The sequence below is a fragment of the Pseudonocardia bannensis genome (genome assembly GCF_012911875.1).
GTDB classification, from domain to species: Bacteria; Actinomycetota; Actinomycetes; order Mycobacteriales; family Pseudonocardiaceae; genus Pseudonocardia; species Pseudonocardia bannensis.
In genome coordinates, this window is record NZ_JAAXKZ010000006.1 from 55,909 (window position 1) to 74,516 (window position 18,608).

17 protein-coding genes and 1 pseudogene are annotated in these 18,608 nt (G+C 72.2%); 7 read left to right on the forward strand and 11 right to left on the reverse strand.

The genetic code is table 11. The features are described 5' to 3' along the window. Positions 1-25: 25 nt before the first annotated feature. Complete coding sequence (locus tag HF519_RS03115; protein WP_169410085.1) at positions 26-763, reverse strand: phosphoglyceromutase; 738 nt, start codon at positions 761-763, stop codon at positions 26-28. A 269-nt stretch (positions 764-1,032) separates the two neighbouring features. Between HF519_RS03115 and eno the strand changes: the two genes are divergently transcribed. Then, entirely contained in the window at positions 1,033-2,316 is a 1,284-nt protein-coding gene (eno, locus tag HF519_RS03120; RefSeq protein ID WP_169410086.1) for a phosphopyruvate hydratase, read from the forward strand. Positions 2,317-2,361: 45 nt separating this feature from the next. On the opposite strand, the pseudogene HF519_RS03125 reads toward eno, so the two are convergent. The 5 genes and pseudogenes from HF519_RS03125 to HF519_RS30230 form a co-directional block, all read right to left on the reverse strand. Beyond that, a pseudogene (locus HF519_RS03125) lies at positions 2,362-2,490 on the reverse strand (universal stress protein); the annotation flags it as partial. 67 nt (positions 2,491-2,557) lie between these two features. Then, the gene (locus HF519_RS03130; RefSeq protein ID WP_169410115.1) at positions 2,558-3,754 is read right to left on the reverse strand and encodes a phosphoglycerate kinase; all 1,197 of its coding nucleotides are present in this window, start codon (positions 3,752-3,754) and stop codon (positions 2,558-2,560) included. Positions 3,755-3,759: 5 nt separating this feature from the next. Further along, positions 3,760-4,773 (reverse strand): type I glyceraldehyde-3-phosphate dehydrogenase, encoded by a 1,014-nt coding sequence (gene gap, locus HF519_RS03135; RefSeq protein ID WP_169410087.1) that lies wholly within the window; start codon positions 4,771-4,773, stop codon positions 3,760-3,762. Positions 4,774-4,786: 13 nt separating this feature from the next. Further along, positions 4,787-5,425 (reverse strand): aldehyde dehydrogenase family protein, encoded by a 639-nt coding sequence (locus HF519_RS30890; RefSeq protein WP_312859866.1) that lies wholly within the window; start codon positions 5,423-5,425, stop codon positions 4,787-4,789. Beyond that, positions 5,308-5,847: an aldehyde dehydrogenase family protein gene (locus HF519_RS30230; protein WP_211169459.1), complete on the reverse strand. Its 540-nt coding sequence runs from the start codon at positions 5,845-5,847 to the stop codon at positions 5,308-5,310. The genes HF519_RS30890 and HF519_RS30230 overlap by 118 nt, the downstream gene beginning before the upstream one ends. Before the next feature lie 308 nt (positions 5,848-6,155). On the opposite strand from HF519_RS30230, the gene HF519_RS03145 reads away from it, so the two are divergent. The 5 genes from HF519_RS03145 to fbaA all read left to right on the forward strand — a co-directional run bounded on the left by HF519_RS03145 (position 6,156) and on the right by fbaA (position 12,211). Next, positions 6,156-7,652, forward strand: a complete 1,497-nt coding sequence (locus HF519_RS03145; RefSeq protein WP_312859863.1) for a DUF2252 domain-containing protein — start codon at positions 6,156-6,158, stop codon at positions 7,650-7,652. Between the two features lie 68 nt (positions 7,653-7,720). Further along, positions 7,721-8,716 carry a carbohydrate kinase family protein gene (locus HF519_RS03150; RefSeq protein WP_246242280.1) on the forward strand — a complete coding sequence of 332 codons (996 nt, stop codon included), beginning with the start codon at positions 7,721-7,723 and terminating at the stop codon, positions 8,714-8,716. Positions 8,717-8,744: 28 nt separating this feature from the next. Next, positions 8,745-9,983 carry a glucose-1-phosphate adenylyltransferase gene (gene glgC / locus HF519_RS03155; protein WP_169410088.1) on the forward strand — a complete coding sequence of 413 codons (1,239 nt, stop codon included), beginning with the start codon at positions 8,745-8,747 and terminating at the stop codon, positions 9,981-9,983. Positions 9,984-10,009: 26 nt separating this feature from the next. Next, positions 10,010-11,146 carry a glycogen synthase gene (glgA, locus tag HF519_RS03160; protein WP_169410118.1) on the forward strand — a complete coding sequence of 379 codons (1,137 nt, stop codon included), beginning with the start codon at positions 10,010-10,012 and terminating at the stop codon, positions 11,144-11,146. 18 nt (positions 11,147-11,164) lie between these two features. Beyond that, complete coding sequence (gene fbaA / locus HF519_RS03165) at positions 11,165-12,211, forward strand: class II fructose-bisphosphate aldolase (RefSeq protein ID WP_169410089.1); 1,047 nt, start codon at positions 11,165-11,167, stop codon at positions 12,209-12,211. Positions 12,212-12,230: 19 nt separating this feature from the next. Here fbaA and HF519_RS03170 read toward each other — a convergent pair whose 3' ends face one another. Further along, positions 12,231-13,895, reverse strand: coding sequence for a PHA/PHB synthase family protein (locus HF519_RS03170; RefSeq protein WP_211169460.1), 1,665 nt, complete (start codon positions 13,893-13,895; stop codon positions 12,231-12,233). Positions 13,896-14,079: 184 nt separating this feature from the next. Here HF519_RS03170 and HF519_RS03175 point away from each other — a divergent pair, with 184 nt between their 5' ends. After that, positions 14,080-15,075: a magnesium transporter CorA family protein gene (locus tag HF519_RS03175; RefSeq protein ID WP_169410091.1), complete on the forward strand. Its 996-nt coding sequence runs from the start codon at positions 14,080-14,082 to the stop codon at positions 15,073-15,075. 18 nt (positions 15,076-15,093) lie between these two features. Here the strand turns inward: HF519_RS03175 and HF519_RS03180 are convergent, their stop codons facing one another. The 4 genes from HF519_RS03180 to HF519_RS03195 all read right to left on the reverse strand — a co-directional run bounded on the left by HF519_RS03180 (position 15,094) and on the right by HF519_RS03195 (position 18,537). Then, the gene (locus HF519_RS03180; protein ID WP_169410092.1) at positions 15,094-15,495 is read right to left on the reverse strand and encodes a hypothetical protein; all 402 of its coding nucleotides are present in this window, start codon (positions 15,493-15,495) and stop codon (positions 15,094-15,096) included. Positions 15,496-15,616: 121 nt separating this feature from the next. After that, positions 15,617-16,672, reverse strand: coding sequence for a cytochrome d ubiquinol oxidase subunit II (locus HF519_RS03185; protein WP_169410093.1), 1,056 nt, complete (start codon positions 16,670-16,672; stop codon positions 15,617-15,619). Then, positions 16,669-18,045: a cytochrome ubiquinol oxidase subunit I gene (locus HF519_RS03190; RefSeq protein WP_312859864.1), complete on the reverse strand. Its 1,377-nt coding sequence runs from the start codon at positions 18,043-18,045 to the stop codon at positions 16,669-16,671. The genes HF519_RS03185 and HF519_RS03190 overlap by 4 nt, the downstream gene beginning before the upstream one ends. A gap of 165 nt (positions 18,046-18,210) precedes the next feature. Continuing rightward, positions 18,211-18,537: a DMT family transporter gene (locus tag HF519_RS03195; protein ID WP_169410094.1), complete on the reverse strand. Its 327-nt coding sequence runs from the start codon at positions 18,535-18,537 to the stop codon at positions 18,211-18,213. Between the last annotated feature and the right edge of the window lie 71 nt (positions 18,538-18,608).

The window sequence follows — 18,608 nt, forward strand, 5'->3', positions numbered from 1 at the left end:
CGTCCTGCTCGACATGGCTGATGGACTATCTGCCTTGCGCGGCGACGGCCTGGATCGCCTCGGCGGCAGCCTCGGGATCCAGATAGGTGCCCCCGGGGTTCACGGGACGCAGGTCCTCGTCGAGGTCGTAGCGCAGCGGAATGCCCGTCGGGATGTTCAGCCCCGCGATGTCGGCGTCGGAGATGCCGTCGAGGTGCTTGACCAGGGCCCGCAGCGAGTTGCCGTGCGCGGCGAGCAGGACGACTCCCCCGGCGCGCACGTCCGGCACGATCGCTTCCTCCCAGTACGGGAGCATCCGGGCGACCACGTCGGCCAGGCACTCGGTGCGCGGGACCTCGCCGAGCGCGGCGTAGCGCGGGTCGCCCTCCTGGGAGTACTCGCTGCCGGGATCGATGGGCGGTGGCGGGGTGTCGTAGGAGCGGCGCCACGCCATGAACTGCTCGTCGCCGTACTCCTGGCGGATCTGCCGCTTGTCCTTGCCCTGCAACGCACCGTAGTGCCGCTCGTTGAGCCGCCAATCCCGGCGCACCGGGATCCAGTGCCGGTCGCACGCGTCGAGCGTGATGTTCGCGGTGGAGATGGCCCGGCGCAGCACCGAGGTGTGCACGATGTCGGGCAGCAACCCGGCGGCGGACAGCAGGTCGCCCCCGCGCAGGGCCTCCTCCTCGCCCTGCGCCGAGAGCGGCACATCCACCCATCCGGTGAACAGGTCCTTGGCGTTCCACTCGCTCTGACCGTGCCGGAGCAACACCAACGTTCCCATGCCGGAGAGCTTGCCAGCGGCATTCGACCCTGTCCCGCTTCACTTTCATTGGACGGGATGGCCCGATGAACTGCCCGAGAGCGGCGTGGGGCCCCGCTATGCTCCGATCCGTCGCCGTTCCTGCCCGCCGCGGATCACTGCCGGAACCGTCGGACGCCCGGCATTCCGGAGACGGCGGTACAGCGACCACATCAGGCGTTCACAGTGCAACTCCACGATCCGTGCCGGGGCATGGGCGCACCGGTGCCGGACAGGCTCAGGGAGCAGACGTGGTGGAGATCGAGCAGGTCGGTGCACGGGAGATCCTCGACTCGCGGGGCAATCCGACCATCGAGGTGGAGGTCGCGCTCGACGACGGGACGCTGGCCCGGGCGGCCGTCCCGTCGGGCGCGTCGACCGGTGAGCACGAAGCGGTGGAGTTGCGCGACGGCGACGCGCGCTACGGCGGCAAGGGCGTGCTGCGTGCCGTCGCCGGGGTGCTGGACATCATCGGCCCGGAGCTGATCGGCATCGAGGCGACGGACCAGCGGCTCGTCGACCAGAAGTTGCTCGACCTCGACGGCACCTCGGACAAGTCGCGGCTCGGCGCCAACGCGCTGCTCGGGGTCTCCCTCGCGGTGGCCCGCGCGGCCGCGGAGTCCTGCGGGCTCGAACTGTTCCGCTACGTCGGGGGCCCGAACGCGCACGTGCTGCCGGTGCCGATGATGAACATCATCAACGGCGGCGCGCACGCGGACAGCTCGGTCGACGTGCAGGAGTTCATGATCGCCCCGATCGGCGCCCGCACGTACCACGACGCGCTGCGCAGCGGCGTGGAGGTCTACCACGCGCTGAAGTCGGTGCTCAAGGGCAAGGGGCTGGCCACCGGTCTCGGCGACGAGGGCGGGTTCGCCCCGGACCTGCCCGGCACCCGCGCCGCGCTGGACCTCATCGTCGAGGCGATCGGCCAGGCCGGGTTCGAGGCCGGCCGCGACATCGTGCTGGCCCTGGACGTCGCCGCGACGGAGTTCTACGAGGGCGGCACCTACCGGTTCGAGGGCGGCGGCCGGTCCGCGTCCGAGATGCAGAAGATCTACGCCGACCTGCTGGACTCCTACCCGCTCGTCTCCATCGAGGACCCGCTCGCCGAGGACGACTGGGACGGCTGGATCGAGCTGACCAAGGCCATCGGCGACCGGGTGCAGCTCGTCGGCGACGACCTGTTCGTCACCAACCCCGAGCGGCTCGAGGAGGGCATCATCCGGGGCGCGGCGAACGCGCTGCTGGTGAAGCTCAACCAGATCGGCACGCTGTCGGAGACCCTCGACGCCGTCACCCTGGCCCAGACCAGCGGATACCGCTGCATGATGAGCCACCGCTCCGGCGAGACCGAGGACACCACCATCGCCGACCTCGCGGTCGCCACCACCTCCGGACAGATCAAGACCGGTGCTCCGGCGCGCTCGGAGCGGGTCGCCAAGTACAACCAGCTGCTGCGCATCGAGGAGGCCCTCGGCGAGGCGGCACGTTACGCCGGCGAGGCCGCCTTCCCGCGCTACAGCCCGCGGGACTGACGCGCACGTCCCCTGGCCCGATCGGGCCAGAGGCGGCCGGCGCGGTCAGGCCCGCGCCACGGCCACCGGGCAGTGGGCGTGGTGCAGGAGCGCATGGCTCACCGAGCCGAGCATCAGACCACCGAACCCGCCGCGCCCGTGGCTGCCCGTGACGAGCAGCTCGGCGCCCGCGGACTCGGCCTGCTCCCACTCGTGCGCCGGCGAGGCCGAGACGTCGAGGGCGGGGCCGGCGGCCTGCGGGTCATGAGAGCTCCAGTACGGCGAGTCCGGGTAGCTGCTTGCCCTCGAGGTACTCCAGGGAGGCCCCGCCCCCGGTCGAGATGTGGGTGAAGCCGGCCTCGTCCAGCTCCAGCGCCCGGATGGCGGCGGCCGAGTCGCCGCCGCCGACCACGGTCGTCGCGCCGCGGTCGGTGGCATCGGCGATCGACTCCGCGACCCCGCGCGTACCCCCCGCGAACGGGGCCAGCTCGAAGACACCCATCGGCCCGTTCCAGAAGATCGTGTGGGCGCTCGCGAGAACGTCGGCGAACCTCGCGACCCCGGCCGGGCCGATGTCCAGGCCCATCCAGCTGTCCGGGATCTCGTCGGCACGCACCACCTCGTGGGCTGCGTCCGCGGCGAACCGGTCAGCCACCACGACGTCCGGCGGGAGCACGATCTTGCCGGTGCGCAGGAACCCGTCGCACGCCCCGACCTGGTCCGCTTCGAGCAGCGAGCCGCCGACACCCATCCCCAGGGCGGCGAGGAAGGTGAAGCACATCCCACCGCCGACCAGCAGCGCGTCGACCTTCGGCAGCAGCGCGGAGATCACGCCGAGCTTGTCGGAGACCTTGGAGCCCCCGAGCACGACGACATAGGGCCGCCGCGGATCCCCGGCCAGCGTGCGCAGGACCTCGACCTCGGCGAGCACCAGCCCCCCGGCGTAGGCCGGCAGCTCACGTGCCACGTCGTAGACCGAGGCCTGCTTGCGGTGCACCACCCCGAAGCCGTCGGACACGAACACACCGTCCGGGCCGACCAGGGCGGCGAGCTCCCGGGCCAGCGCGGCCCGCTCGGCGGCGTCCTTCGACGTCTCCCGCGGGTCGAAGCGGATGTTCTCCAGGAGCGCGACGGCCCCCTCCGGCAGCGCGTCGACGGTGGCCCCCGCCTTGTCCCCGAGGTCGACCAGGGCGACGTCCGCGCCGAGCAGCTCACCGAGCCGCTCGGCCACCGGAGCCAGGGAGAACGCCGGATCCGGGCCGCCCTCGGGGCGCCCGAGGTGCGCGGTGACCAGGACCCGGGCGCCGGCGTCCGCCAGCCGGCGCAGGGTCGGGACGCCGGCCCGGATCCGCCCGTCATCGGTGATGCGGCCGTTCTCGAGCGGGACGTTGAGGTCGGCGCGCACCAGTACCCTTCGGCCGGACAACCCCTCGGCCAGCAGGTCGTCGAGGGTCCTCATGGTGGTCACGGCCGTGAACCGACCAGGCCGGCGATGTCCACGAGCCGGTTGGAGTAGCCCCACTCGTTGTCGTACCAACCGACGATCTTGACCTGGTCCCCGATGACCTTGGTGAGGCCCGCGTCGAGGATGCAGGAGTGTGGGTCGGTCACGATGTCGGAGGACACGATCGGGTCCTCGGTGTAGGACAGGATGCCGGCCAGCGGCCCCTCGGCCGCCTCCCGGAACGCGGCGTTCACCTCGTCGGCCGAGGTCTCCCGGCTCACGGTCGCGGTCAGGTCGGTGGCGCTGCCCACCGGGATCGGCAGCCGCAGCGCGTAGCCGTCGAGCCTGCCCTGCAGCTGCGGCAGCACCAGGCCGATCGCCTTGGCCGCCCCGGTCGACGTCGGCACGATGTTGATCGCCGCCGCCCGGGCCCGGCGCAGGTCGCGGTGCGGGCCGTCCTGCAGGTTCTGGTCCTGGGTGTAGGCGTGGATCGTGGTCATCAGGCCGCGCACGATGCCGAACGTGTCGTCGAGGACCTTGGCCATCGGCGCCAGGCAGTTGGTCGTGCACGAGGCGTTGGAGATGACCGTCTGCGAGCCGTCGTAGGCCGAGTCGTTCACCCCCATCACGACCGTGATGTCCTCCCCGGTGGCGGGGGCGGAGATCACCACCTTGCTCGCCCCGGCGTCGAGGTGCTTCGCCGCGGCGTCCCGCTTGGTGAACAGCCCCGTGGACTCGACCACGACGTCGACGCCGAGGTCCTTCCAGGGCAGCTCCCCCGGGTCGCGCACGGCCAGCACCTTGATCGGTGTGCCGTCGATGACGATGTCGTCGTCGGTCGAGGTGACCTCGTGCGGCAGCCGGCCGAGGATGCTGTCGTAGCGCAGCAGGTGCGCCAGTGTCGCGGGGTCGGTGATGTCGTTGACGGCGACGATCTCGATGTCGGAGGTACCCGCCGCCCGCCGGGCGTCGGCCGCCCGCCAGAAGTTGCGTCCGATCCGGCCGAAGCCGTTGACGCCAACCCGAATGGTCATGTCTTCCTCCTGCTCAGCGCACCGTTTCCAGGTCCAGGGGGCGCATGTTGAAGACCAGTGCGGTCGTGCCGTTGATCTGCACGGTGCCGACGTCGAGGGCGAGGCCCACGTGCATCGCGACGTCGACGTCGCGGGAGAAGATCGCCGCCTGCAGCCCGTACTCGGACCGGTTCGCCAGCCGTACGGCCTCCTCCGCGTTACGGACCCGGATGATCGGGAGCACCGGCGCGAACGGTTCCACCCAGGCGATGTCCATGTCCGGCGTGACGTGGTCGATCAGCGTCGGGGCGACCAGGTTGCCCTCGCGGGTGCCGCCGAGCACCAGCCGCGCGCCCTTCGCGACGGCGGCCTCGGTCATCCGTACCGCACCCTGCGCCGACGACGCGTCGACGGCCAGGACCCGCTTGACCGCGGTGCATCGCTGGCCGGAGTAGGCGAACGCGCCCGAGACGATGTCGGACGCGGTGGCCTCCAGGTCGGCGTCGGACAGGACGATGGCCGCGTCCTTGCCGCCGAGCTCGAGCTGCAGCGGGATCATGGCGGCCTTCCTGGCGAGACTCTGACCGGTCTCGGTCGACCCGGTGAACGAGACCATGTCCACCCGGGGGTGCTGGACGAGCAGGTCCCCGATCCGGGAACCACGGCCGGTGATGACCTGGACGGCTGCCGGGGGAAGGCGTCCGAGAACTGCGCGTCGCCGACGATCCGTTTGCCTTCCTCCGCCGTGAATCGGATGAAGTCCGCCGAGCGCAGCACCTCGTCGCGGGAGTCCTTGCGGGCCTTGGCCACCTCCATGACCAGCAGTTCGGCCAGCTCGTCGGCGCGGGCCTCCAGCACATCGGCCGTCTTGGCGAGCAGCCGCGCCCGGACATCGAGCGGCTGCTCGGCCCAGGCCGGCTGCTGCTCGGCCGCGGCGTTCAGCGCGGTCTCGATCTCCTCCGGGGTGAACTCGTGGACCCGGCCGACCACCGAGCCGTCCACCGGGGAGATGACCTCCAGCGTCTGCCCTTCCACCGGTCCCCGGGACTCGCCCAGGAGCGTGTAACCGCCGTCCATCTCCGGGATGCTCGTCACGCCGATCCCTCCTCACCCGATGCCCGGCCCGGGGGTCCGGCAGGTGCCCGGGTCCGGCTGAGCCGGGTCGGGCCCGCCGGTCCGGGCGCATCGGCCAGCCAGTGCACCAGAAGCGCCGGACCGCGGGAACGTCAACTTCCGCTGACCGGGTGCCCCGGTTCGGTGCGGACGCGGGGCCGCCCGGGCACCACCGGTGAGCGGAAGCGAACCTCCCGCGAGGCGGCGCCGATCTGCCATCCTCGGCGCTGCCGCCGGCCCCGGCCCTGGGTGCCGGGCGGCCCCGCGTCGGCAGCGAGGGGGCGATCGTCGTGGCGCAGGATCCGGCGCCGGCGCCGGCCGAGCCCGGCGCCGGTGGCAACGGACGACCGGAGCGGCTGTCCTCGGCCACCCTGGGCGCCGGGCCCCGGCACCCGATCCTCGCATCGGCCGACAGCGAGGGTTTCGGCTCGCTGCGCCGGCCCGCCGTCCCGCGCCGGGACCGATACGCGCTCGGGCGGAGCCTGCGCGAGCGGGCCCCCCGCTCGGCGCTGGGCCGGTGGGCGGCCCCGGGGAACCGCCCCGACCCGGTCGAGCAGATCATCGCGAGCCACGAGGGCCGGGTGGAGCGGCTCATCCCGGTGCGGGTCGGCCGGATGGCCGCGTCGCCGTACGCGTTCCTGCGCGGCTCGGCGGGGATCATGGCCGAGGACTTCGGGCGGCTGCCGGCCACCGGGATCACGCCCGTCATCTGCGGCGACGCGCATCTGGGCAACTTCGGCTTCTACGCCTCCCCCGAACGCGACCTGGTCTTCGACCTCAACGACTTCGACGAAGCCCACCCCGGGGCCTGGGAGTGGGACCTGCGCCGCCTCGTCGCCAGCGTCTGGGTCGCCGGCCGCCAGAACAACGCGTCCGAACAGGACTGTGGCGAGGCCGTCACGCGCTGCGTCGCCGCCTACCGCCGGCACCTGAGCTACCTGGCCGACCAGCCGCTGCTGGGCCGCTCCTACGAACGGGTCGATCTCGACCGGTTGCGCCGCACCGCCACCCACGACGCGACGAGCCGGGAGATCGACCAGGCGGCGCGGCGGGCCCGGCGGCGCACGAGTGACCGAGCGCTGCCCCGCTTCACTCGCGAACTCGACGGGACCCGCCGCATCATTTCCGAACCCCCGCTGATCACCCGTCCCGACGCCGCGCAGGCCGAGCGACTGGTCGCGGCGCTCGACGAGTACCTGGACACGCTGCCTCCGCAGTGGGCCCGCGTCCTGGGCGGTTACCACCTCGTCGACGTCGCGCACAAGGTGGTCGGGGTGGGCTCGGTCGGGTTGCGCGCCTACATCGCGCTCTGCGAGGGCAGTAGCCCGGACGACGTCGTGTTCCTGCAGCTCAAGCAGGCGCGCCGCTCGGTCGTCGCCCGGTTCGTGCACGGCGAGTCGGCCCGGCACGCGCACCAGGGGCACCGGGTCGTGGAGTACCAGCAGGCGCTGCAGACCGTCAGCGACCCGCTGCTGGGCTGGACGACCGTGGGCGCCCGGCAGTACTACGTGCGCCAGTTCCGGGACATGAAGGGAGCGGTCGTCCTCGACGGGATCGACGCTCCCGCACTCGCCGACTACGCAGGGGTGTGCGGTCTGCTGCTCGCCAAGGGTCACGCCCGCACCAGCGGGGCGTCGATGATCGCCGGCTACCTCGGTGGCAGCGACAAGGCCGACCGCGCACTGTGCCGGTTCGCCCGCAGCTACGCCGACCAGACCGAACGTGACCACCACGCGCTGGTCGCCGCCGTCGGACGCGGCGTGCTGCCCGCCGCCGTGGGGGTGTGACGACGGGCGGCCCGGCACCACCCGAGCCACCACCTGCACACGACGCGGAACTCCGGGAGGAGGGTGTGATGTCCGTTCACGCAGCGACCGGTGAGCAGGGCGCCGGCCTGATCGCGGTGGCCGGGGAGGCCAGGGCCGACCTGGTTCCCGCGGGTGACGGTCTGCTGCGGGTGGCCCCGGGCGGAAGCTCGATGAACGTGGCCGTCGGGCTGGCCAGGCTCGAGGTGCCGGTCCGGATGCTGGCCCGGATCGCCGACGACCTGCTCGGCCGGCGGCTGCGGTCCCACCTGCAGCGCAACGGCGTCGACCTGTCGCGGGTGGCGACCGCGGCGGAACCGACGTCGCTGGCGATCGTGGACGCACGCCCGGACGGGGACGCCACCTACGACTTCCGGATCGCCGGCACCGCGGACCGGCAGTGGAGCGACTTCGAACTGATCGGTGCCGTGGACGGGGAGGTCGTGGCGGTGCACGCCGGCTCGACGGCGATGGTGACCCCGCCGGGGGCGCGCCCCCTGCGACGGCTGCTCGCCCGGGCGCGCAGCGGTGCCACCATCTCCTACGACCCCGACTGCCGCCCCGGCCTGATGGAGGCCCCGGAAGCGGTGCTGCCGCGGGTGCACGAGGTGCTCGCGGTCAGCGACATCGTGAAGGTCAGTGCCCGGGACCTCGCCTGGCTCACCCCCGGCCGCACCCCCTCCGACGTACTGGCCGACTGGCTGCACCGCGGGCCCGTGCTCGCCGTGGTCACTCTCGGCGCCCGCGGCGTGGTCGCCGGCACCGCGGCGGGCAGCGCGCCGGTGTGGCGTCCCGCGGTGCCGGTGACCGTGGTGGACACGATCGGCGCGGGCGACGCGTTCTCGGCCGGGCTGCTGGCCGGGTTGCACCGGCGCGGTCTCCTCGGCGCGGACCGGCGGCGGGGACTGGCCACGTTGCCCGCGCTGGCGCTGGCCGACCTGCTCGACGAGGCGGCGCTGGTCGCGGCGGTGGCCTGCACCCGCCCTGGTGCGGATCCGCCGACGGCCGCCGAGTTGGCCACCGTCGAACTGACCCAACCGGTGTAGTCGCGGCACGACGACCAGGAGGTATGACGTGACCGAACCCCGTGTACTCGGCATCGTGCTGGCCGGCGGCGAGGGCAAACGGCTCTTCCCCCTGACCGCGGACCGGGCAAAGCCCGCCGTCCCCTTCGGTGGGCTCTACCGGCTCATCGACTTCGCACTGTCCAACCTGGTCAACGCCGGGTGCCTGCGGCTCTGCGTGCTGACCCAGTACAAGAGCCACAGCCTGGACCGGCACATCAGCACGACGTGGCGGCTGAGCAGCCTGCTGGGCAACTACGTGACCCCGGTCCCCGCGCAGCAGCGGCTCGGCCCGCACTGGTACACCGGCTCGGCGGACGCGATCTACCAGTCGCTCAACCTGATCCACGACGAACGACCGGACCTGGTCGTCGTGTTCGGCGCCGATCACGTCTACCGGATGGACCCACGCCAGATGTGGGCCGAACACCTCGACAACGGGGCCGGCGTCACGGTCGCCGCGATCCCGGTGCCCCGCGAGGAGGCCACGGCGTTCGGGGTGATCCAGACCGCCGCGGACGGCCACCGGATCGAGGCGTTCCTGGAGAAGCCGGCCGCTCCACCCACCCTTCCCGGCCGGCCTGACGAGACCTACGCCTCGATGGGCAACTACGTCTTCTCGACCGACGCCCTGATGGAGGCGCTGCGCTCCGACGCCGACACCGAGGGCAGCCGCCACGACATGGGCGGCGACATCATCCCGATGCTCGTGAAGTCGGGCACCGCGCACGTCTACGACTTCCAGACCAACGACGTCCCCGGCGCCTCTCCCGGCGACGCCGGCTACTGGCGCGACGTCGGCACGCTGGACTCCTACTTCGACGCGCACATGGACCTGTGCGCCGTCGCCCCGGTGTTCGACCTCTACAACGACCGCTGGCCGATCCTCACCCACGTCCCCTCCCACCCGCCGGCGAAGTTCGTGCACGACGACGGCGACCGGGTCGGGCGCGCGATCAACAGCGTGGTGAGCAACGGCGTCATCGTCTCCGGCGGGCTGGTCCGCGACTCGGTGCTGTCCCCCGGCGTCCGGGTGGACAGCTGGGCCCGGGTGGAGCGCTCGGTCGTGATGGACGGGACCCGGATCGGGCGGCATGCCGTGGTCCGCGACGCGATCCTGGACAAGAACGTCGTCGTACCCGAGGGGGCCGAGGTCGGCGTGGACAAGGATCACGACCGGGCGCGCGGGTTCACCGTCTCCGACCGCGGCGTCACGGTGGTCGGCAAGGCTCAGCAGGTGACCAGGTGAGCGCCGCGGACGAGCGGACGGGCACGCTGCGCGTGGCCCTGCTGACCAGGGAGTACCCGCCCGAGGTCTACGGCGGAGCGGGGGTCCACGTCGAGTACCTGGCCCGCGAGCTGTCCGCGCACGTCGACCTCACCGTGCACTGCCAGGGCGCCGACCGCCCGACGGCCATCGCCCACCGGCCGTGGGACCATCTGAGCTCGTCGAACCAGGCGTTGCAGACGATCTCCACCGGCCTGTCGATGGCGGCGGCGCTGTCCTCGGTCGACCTGGTGCACTCCCACACCTGGTACGCCAACATGGCCGGGCACCTGGCGTCGCTGCTCTACCGGGTGCCGCACGTGGTGACCATGCACTCGCTGGAACCGCTGCGCCCCTGGAAGGCCGAGCAGCTCGGCGGGGGCTACGCCCTGTCGTCGTGGTGCGAACGCGACGCGGTGGAGTCCGCCGCCGCGGTGGTCGCCGTGTCGAAGGGCATGCGCGCCGACCTCCTCGAGGCCTACCCTGCCGTCGACCCCGACCGGGTCCGGGTGATCCACAACGGCATCGACGCCACCCAGTACGCCCCCGACCCGGCGACTGACGTGTTGGCGCGCTACGGCATCGACCCGGACCGGCCCGCGATCGTCTTCGTCGGCCGCGTCACCCGGCAGAAGGGCGTCCCGGTCCTGCTCCGGGCGGCGGCACATCTCGACCCGGACACCCAGCTCGTGCTGTGCGCCGGCCGGCCGGACACCCCCGAGCTGGCCGCGGAGGTGAGCCTGCTGGTCCACGACCTGCGGGCGGGCCGGCACGGGGTGGTCTGGCTGGACGGGATGCTCGATCGGCGCGAGGTCATCCAGCTGCTCAGCCACGCGACCGCGTTCGTGTGCCCGTCGCTCTACGAGCCTCTCGGCATCGTCAACCTGGAGGCGATGGCCTGCGGGACCGCGGTCGTCGCCTCCGACGTCGGCGGCATTCCCGAGGTCGTCGCCGACCAGCGGACCGGGCTGCTGGTGAAACCGGACGATCCCGCAGCCCTCGCCGAGGCTCTCAACATGCTGGGGCGCGATCCGGGGCTGGCGACCGTCATGGGCCGCGCCGGACGCGAACGCGCGATCGCCGACTTCGACTGGACCGCGATCGCCGCCCAGACCGCCGAGCTGTACGCCGAGATCACCGACTGACATCCCGAGGAGGCCGCCGTGCCCATCGCGACACCCGAGATCTACAACCAGATGCTGGACAACGCCAAGGCCGGCGGATACGCCTACCCGGCCATCAACATCACCTCGTCGGCGTCGTTGAACGCGGCGCTGCGGGGACTCGCCGACGCCCGGAGCGACGGGATCCTGCAGGTCTCGACCGGCGGGGCCGAGTTCCTGTCCGGGGGCGCGGTGAAGAAGATGGTGACCGGCGCGGTGGCGTTCGCCGAGTTCGCGCACGTGGTCGCGGCCGAGTACCCGATCAACGTCGCGCTGCACACCGACCACTGCCAGAAGGAGAAGCTCGGCTCGTTCGTCCGGCCGCTCATCGCGATCAGTCAGGAGCGGGTGGACCGCGGCGAGGAACCGCTGTTCCAGTCACACATGTGGGACGGCTCGGCCGTGCCGCTCGGGGAGAACCTGAACATCGCGGCCGAACTGCTGGAGCAGTGCGCCAAGGCCCGCCTGGTGCTCGAGGTCGAGATCGGCGTGGTCGGCGGCGAGGAGGACGGCGTCGCCCACGAGATCAACGAGAAGCTGTACACGACCGCCGAGGACTTCGACCGAACCGTCGAGATCCTCGGCGCGGGCGAGCGGGGCCGGTACCTGCTCGCGGCCACGTTCGGCAACGTGCACGGGGTGTACAAGCCGGGCAACGTCCAGCTCCGCCCCGAGGTCCTCAAGACGGGTCAGGAGGTGGCCGCGCGCAAGCTCGGCCGACCGGAGGACTCGCACCCGCTCGACCTGGTCTTCCACGGCGGGTCCGGCTCGCTGCTCGAGGAGATCCACGAGGCCCTGTCCTACGGCGTGGTGAAGATGAACGTCGACACCGACATGCAGTACGCCTTCACCCGGCCGATCGCGGGCCACATGTTCACGCACTACGACGGCGTACTCAAGATCGACGAGGGCGTCGGCGACAAGAAGGCCTACGACCCGCGGAACTACCTCAAGGCCGCCGAGCAGTCGATGGCGGCCCGGGTGACCGAGGCCTGCGAGAACCTGAAGTCGGCCGGCCACTCGCTCGCGACGGCCGGGGCCGGCTGAGGCCACCGGAGCCCGTCCGTCAGGTGTGGACGTACTCGCCGGGGCCGTCCCCCCGGACCGGGTTGCGCCGGCTGCCCATGTCCGGCGGATCGACCAGCTCACCGGAGTGCTCCGCCGACCAGGCCGCCCAGTCCTCCCACCACGACCCGCTCCGCCGCTGGGCGGAGTCGCGCCAGTCGGCCGCGGCCGGGGGCAGGGACTCCCCCACCATGTGCCAGACCTTGGGCCCGGGCGGGTTCACGATCCCGGCGATGTGCCCACCGCTGCTCAGTACGAAGCGGACGGGGCCGCTGACCAGTCCCGTCGTCTTGTACGCCGACTCCCAGGGCACGATGTGGTCGTTGATCGCGCTGACCACGTAGGACGGGGACTTGATGGCGCTGAGGTCGATCACCTTGCCCGCGATCTCCAGCGTCCCCGCGGCGAGCTTGTTCTCGACGTAGAAGTTCCGCAGGTAGAACGCGTGCATCGCGGCCGGCATCCGGGTGCTGTCGGCGTTCCAGGCCAGGATGTCGAACGCCGGCGGATCCTGGCCCAGCATCCAGTTGGAGACCACGTAGTTGAAGATCAGGTCGTTGGCGCGCAGCACGTCGAACGTGCCGGCCATCGACTTGCCCTCCAGCGTCCCCTCCCGCCGCATCTTCTGCTCCAGGCGGGCGACGGTGCGCTCGTCGGTGAAGGTCCCGAGGGCACCGGGCTCGGCGTAGTCGAGCATGGTGTTGAGCAGGGTCAGGGCCCCGACGCGGCGGTCCCCGGCCTGGGTCAGGTACGCGGCGGTGATCGCGGTGAGCGCCCCGCCGAGGCAGAGCCCGACGATGTCGATCGTCTCGGCGCCGCTGATCTCCTCGATGACGTCCAGCGCGGTGTGCGGGCCGTGCACCAGGTAGTCGTCCATGGTGGTGCCGGACATCTCGCGGGAGGGGTTGCGGTAGCTGATCGCGAACACGGTGCGGCCGTGCTGGACCGCCCACTCGATGAAGCTGCGTCCCGGGGCCAGGTCCATCACGTAGTACTTGTTGATCCACGGCGGGCTGCACAGCAGGGGCGTGGCGTGCACCTGGGGGGTCTGCGGCTCGTACTGCAGCAGCTCCATGAGGTCGTTGCGGTAGACGACCTTCGACGGTGTCGCCGCCAGGTTCCGGCCGACCTCGAATCCGCTGGCGTCCACCTGCCGGGGCCGGCCACCGTTGTGCAGCAGGTCGTCGACGAAGTGCCGGGCGCCGCGGGCCAGGCTGACGCCCGCGGTCTCGAAGGCGCGCTTGATCACGGCCGGGTTGCTGACCGGGAAGTTGGTGGGGGCGAGCGCGTCGAGCAGCAGGTCCACCGCCATGGCGGCCTTGCGCGCGACCTCCGGCTCCACCGCCGCCGACCCGACCACGTCCCGGGAGAACCGGCTGCCGGCCAGGTAGGCCTGGCGCAGCGCGTAGAAGAGCGGGTTCGCGTCCCAGGCGGGGTCGGCGAAGCGGCGGTCCCGGGGGTCGACCGGCAGCGGCGGCTCGGGCTTCTGGCCCAGCCACCGGCTCGTCGCCACCAGCGGGATGCGGGCCAGGTCCGCGGCCAGCTGCGCCGCGGCGCGCACCGGCGCCGCCGGACTCGTCAGCGAGGCCCGCAGCGCCTGGACCATGGCCTCGCCGAAACCAACCGCGTCCAGATCCACCACGAGTCCGGATTCCGGACCCAACACATTCGCTGCACGCTCGCCGACGTCCCGGGGCGACTGGGGTAGGTCCTGAGCCATACAACCATCCTGACGCCCGGAGAGCCGACCGTGCGCGCACTCCCGCTGACCGGAACATCGGCGGACCGGCACGCCCGTAGGGGACCACACTTCCTACGAACAGGCGGGTCGCGCGGGGGTGGTGGGCCGGATGAGCGCCGTGGACGTGCGCCTGGTGACTCCGGACGGGGTCGAGGACCGCCCGCCCGACGAGCTGGAGCTGTTGCTCAAGGACCAGGACGCGGGCGTGGTGTGGGTCGACGTCCCGGAGTGGGACGACGAGGCCGCCGGCCTGCTGACCCAGCATTTCGGCCTGCACCCGCGGGCCGTGCACGACTGCGCGCAGCGCAACCCGGTGCCCAAGGTGCACGTCTACCCGGACCAGGTGTTCGTCGTGTTGCACGCGCCCGAGCGCGGGGCGCGCGGCCACGTGCACTACGTCGAGCTCGATCAGTTCATCGGCCCGCGCCATCTCATCACCGTGCACGGCCCGCTGAACCCGGCGGTGGCACCGGAGGCCGCACAGGTCGAGACCCGGACGGTGCACCGCCGGCTGGAGGCCGGTCGGCTGCAGGTGAGCTCCTCCTACCAGCTGTCCTTCGTGCTGGTGAGCGCACTGAGCGCGAGATTGCGGGACTACCTGGCCGCGCTCACCGAGGAGGTCTGGCGGCTCGAGCGGGCGGTCACCGGTGGGCACCTCGGCGATGCCGAGCAGTTCCTGGAGGAGATGTTCCAGGTCCGCCACGGGCTGCTCGCCGTGCGCACCATGGCCGCCCTGAGCGGCGAGGTCTACGGTCGGATGGCCACCCTGGACGTGTTCGGGGCCGGGCCGGGCCACGGGTGGCTGATCGACCTCACCGACCAGTTCCGGCGGCTGCGCACGATGGCCGACGGACAGCGCGAGTACCTGCAGGGCGTGATCGAGTTCTACCAGACCCGGACCAACACGAAGATGACGATCGCCGCGGAGCGGCTGGCCGTCATCGCCGCCGTGACGCTGCCCGTCACCGCGATCTCGTCGGTCATGGGCATGAACGTGATCGTCAACGACTCCACCAAGGTCGGTGAGCTCGCGGTGCTGCTGACCGGGATGGCGATCATGTCGGCCGCCCTGCTCGTGTGGGCACGGCGAAAGGGCTGGTGGTAGGACCGCCGGGGACGGCGGTCAGGTCTCCCGGCCCCCGGGGCGCCACAGGTCGATCATCGTCTTCTCGAGGTCGGCCCACGTCCGGCTCCAGTCACGCAGGGGCACGAGGTTCGCCTCGAGAGCGCCGAGCTGCTCGTCGAACGCGGCGAGCTGGGTGCGCAGGGTCTGCAGCTGCGCCCGCCGGGCCGCGATGTCGTCGAGCAGAGCCTGCAGCTGGGTGGCCGACACGGTCCACGGTGGGGTCAGGGGTGGCATCGGAGGGGTCCGGCCCGTCCCGCCGGCCGCGGCCGGCCAGCCGGGAATGCCGCCGCTGCGCAGCCGGTCGGCGAGCTGGGCGAGCTGGGCGGCGAACTGCGCCGGGTCGCCGCTCCCCCGGCCCGGCTGCTCCTGCGAGCGTTCGCCGTCGCCATCGCCGGTCATGGCGGCCATCATCCGGTCCGCCGCCCCCGGGCGCGCCGGTTCCCGCTCGGTGGAAGTGGCGCCCGCCGGGCACCCGGACGCGCGGCGGGCCCCGGCCGTCGTGGCCGCCCCCACGGATGCGTCAGGGCCCCGGGGCGCCGGACTCCGCAGGGGCCGTCGCGGGAACGCCCGGGTGCTGGGCTGTCGCGGTGCTGCGCTGGAACAGGACGTAGAGGTAGATCAGCGCGGGGACGAGGATGAGCGAGCCGACGAGGAGCGCCACCAGCATCGCGACGAGGGTGGTCCGGCCCGCGGCCGCCTCGGCGATGGTGAGAGCGGGGGGCAGCAGGTACGGGTACTGCGCGACCGCCCATCCGACCAGGACCGTCGCGACCGCCGGCGCCGAGGTGAGCCGGGCGAGGGCGTAGCGGCGCGTGGCGAGCAGCCCGATCGAGACCAACCCGGCGACGACGGACACCGCGATGACCGGCAGGCCGCGCCCGATCAGTCCGTCGAACAGCAACGGGGCGTCGGCCCGCAGCACGAAGAATCCGCCGAGCGCCACCGCACCGACCACCGCGGCCGTAGCCAGGGCACACACCCGGAACCGCTCGGCGAGCTCGTCGGTGCCCTCGCGGCGGGCGTCGCCGCACAGGAACACCGCTGCAAGGTACGCGCAGACCAGGACGGCGAGCACCCCGCCGAGCGCCGAGGTGGGGTTGACCCAGCTGTGCACGACGTCACCCGCCGCGATCCCGGGCGGCACCCGGCCGGACGCGACCCCGCCGACGATCGCGCCCAGGAAGTACGGCGTGACGAGCGAGGAGACGGCGAAGGAGGCGCCGAGGAACCGGCGCATGCCCAGCCCGGTGACGCTCTTGCGGAAGGCGAAGGCCGCCCCGCGGGCGATCATGCCGAACGCCGCCAGGGTCAACGGGATGTAGAGCGTGGAGGCGAGCGCGGCGAACCCGCTGGGGAACGCGGTCCACAGCACGACCAGGACGAAGATCAACCAGACGTGGTTGGCCTCCCACACCGGGCCGATCGAGTGCTCGATCAGAGCGCGCTGGGCGGCACCGCGCCGGGTACCGCCGGCGAGCAGGTCCCAGACACCCGCGCCGAAGTCCGCGCCGCCGAACAGCCCATAGGCGATGAGCCCGACGAACATCACGCCGAGCACGGCTTCGGGCAGCGTCACCGGACCCCGACCTCCTCCGTCGGCCCGGCGGGCACGGGCTCCTGCGGGGCGGGGGTGTCGTGCCGGGTCGCCAGCCGGCGCAGCACGTACACCGTCAGCCCGGTGAGCACCGCGTAGATCGCCACCACGGCGTAGAACCCCAGGTAGAGGCCGGGCGCGGGGCTCACGGCGTGAGCGGTGCGCAGCACGTCGTAGACGATCCAGGGCTGTCGCCCCACCTCGGTGGTGACCCACCCGGCCTCCATCGCGGCGATCGCGCCGACCCCCGAGACGGCGACCGCCCGCAGGAACCACGGCGTGGCCGGGATGCGCCGGCGCCGCCACCAGGACCAGCCCAGCCAGGCGGCGAGGACGAGCAGCGCGCTGCCGATGCCCACCATGACGTTGTAGGACAGGTGGACGACGTTCACCGGCGGACGCAGCTCGGGAGCCACACTGTCCAGGCCCACCACCAGCCCGTTCGGATCGTGGGTGACCAGCAGCGACAGCCCCCAGGGGATCTCCAGGGCGCCGCGCAGTTCGTCGTCGGTGTACACGCCCCCCAGCGAGAGCGGGACTGCGGTCCCCGTCCGGTAGAGCCCTTCCATCGCCGCCAGCTTGACCGGCTGGTTCTCGGCGACGACGTTCGCGATCCAGTCACCGACCCCGATCTGGATCGGGGTGATGATCGCGGCCGCCGACAGCGGGATGAGCAGGCCGAAGCGGTGGTAACGGTCGCGGCGCCCGCGCAGCATGCCGACGGCGTACACCGAGGCGACGGTGAACCCGGCGACCATGTAGGCCGCGAGCAGCATGTGCACGAACTGTGGCCAGGTCGACGGGCCGAACATCGCCCCGACCGGGTCGGCGTTCACCACCCGGCCGTCGACGAGGTCGAACCCGGTCGGGTTGTTCATCCACGCGTTGGCCGCGATGACGAAGAACGCGCCCGCCATCCCCGAGACCACCATCGGAAGCGCGCTGAGCATGTGCGCCCGCGGCGACATCCGATCCCAACCGAACAGGTAGACGCCCACGAAGATCGCCTCGATGAAGAAGGCGAAGCCCTCGAGCACGAACGGGAAGCCGAACACCTCACCGAAGGGCTCCATCAGCCCCGGCCAGAGGATCCCCATCTCGAACGACAGCAGTGTCCCGGAGACCGCGCCGGCGGCGAACAGCACGCCCATCGCCTTGGCCCAGGTGTGCGCGAGCTCGCGCAGTTCCGGGTTGCCGCGACGGTGCGCCCGCCACTCGGTGAACACCACGATGGCCGGGAAGGCGACGCCGAAGCAGGAGAAGATGATGTGCCAGCCCAGTGACAGCGCCATCTGCATCCGGGCTGGGTACAGGTTCTCCGTCGCGTCGGCCAGCAGGTATCCGACTCGGTCCACTCCGACCTCCGCAGTCCGGGGAGGCGTCCAGGATGCGCATCCCCGGTGTTCCGCGGAGGCCGCGACGGCCCGGTTCCCGCCGGATGGAAGCGAACGGGCGGTGCCGGCCGCGAGGATCGGGCGAGGGTCTCGGCACGGGGTCCCGGCACGGACCTCGGGCCGCTCTCAGTGCGCGCTCGACCCGGCCAGGTTGAGTCCGACGACTCCGGCGACGATCAACAGGACGGAGGCGATCCGCACGAACTCGGCCGGATCGCCGAACCACATCATCCCCACCAACGCCGTCCCCACCGCCCCGATGCCGGTCCAGGCGGCGTAGGCGGTGCCCACCGGAAGGTCCCGCAGGCCGACCGTCAGCAGGGCGAAGCTGACCACCGCGCAGACCATGAACGACACCGTGGGCCACAGCCGCCGGAACCCGTCGGAGTACTTCAGCGACACGGCGAAGGCGGTCTCGAAGAAGCCGCCGAGGATGACGAACACCCAGGCCACGGGATACCTCCGGGAGCGGGACAGGGACGGGCGCCGGGTCCGGGTGCGCAGCCGCGCACCCGGACCCGGCG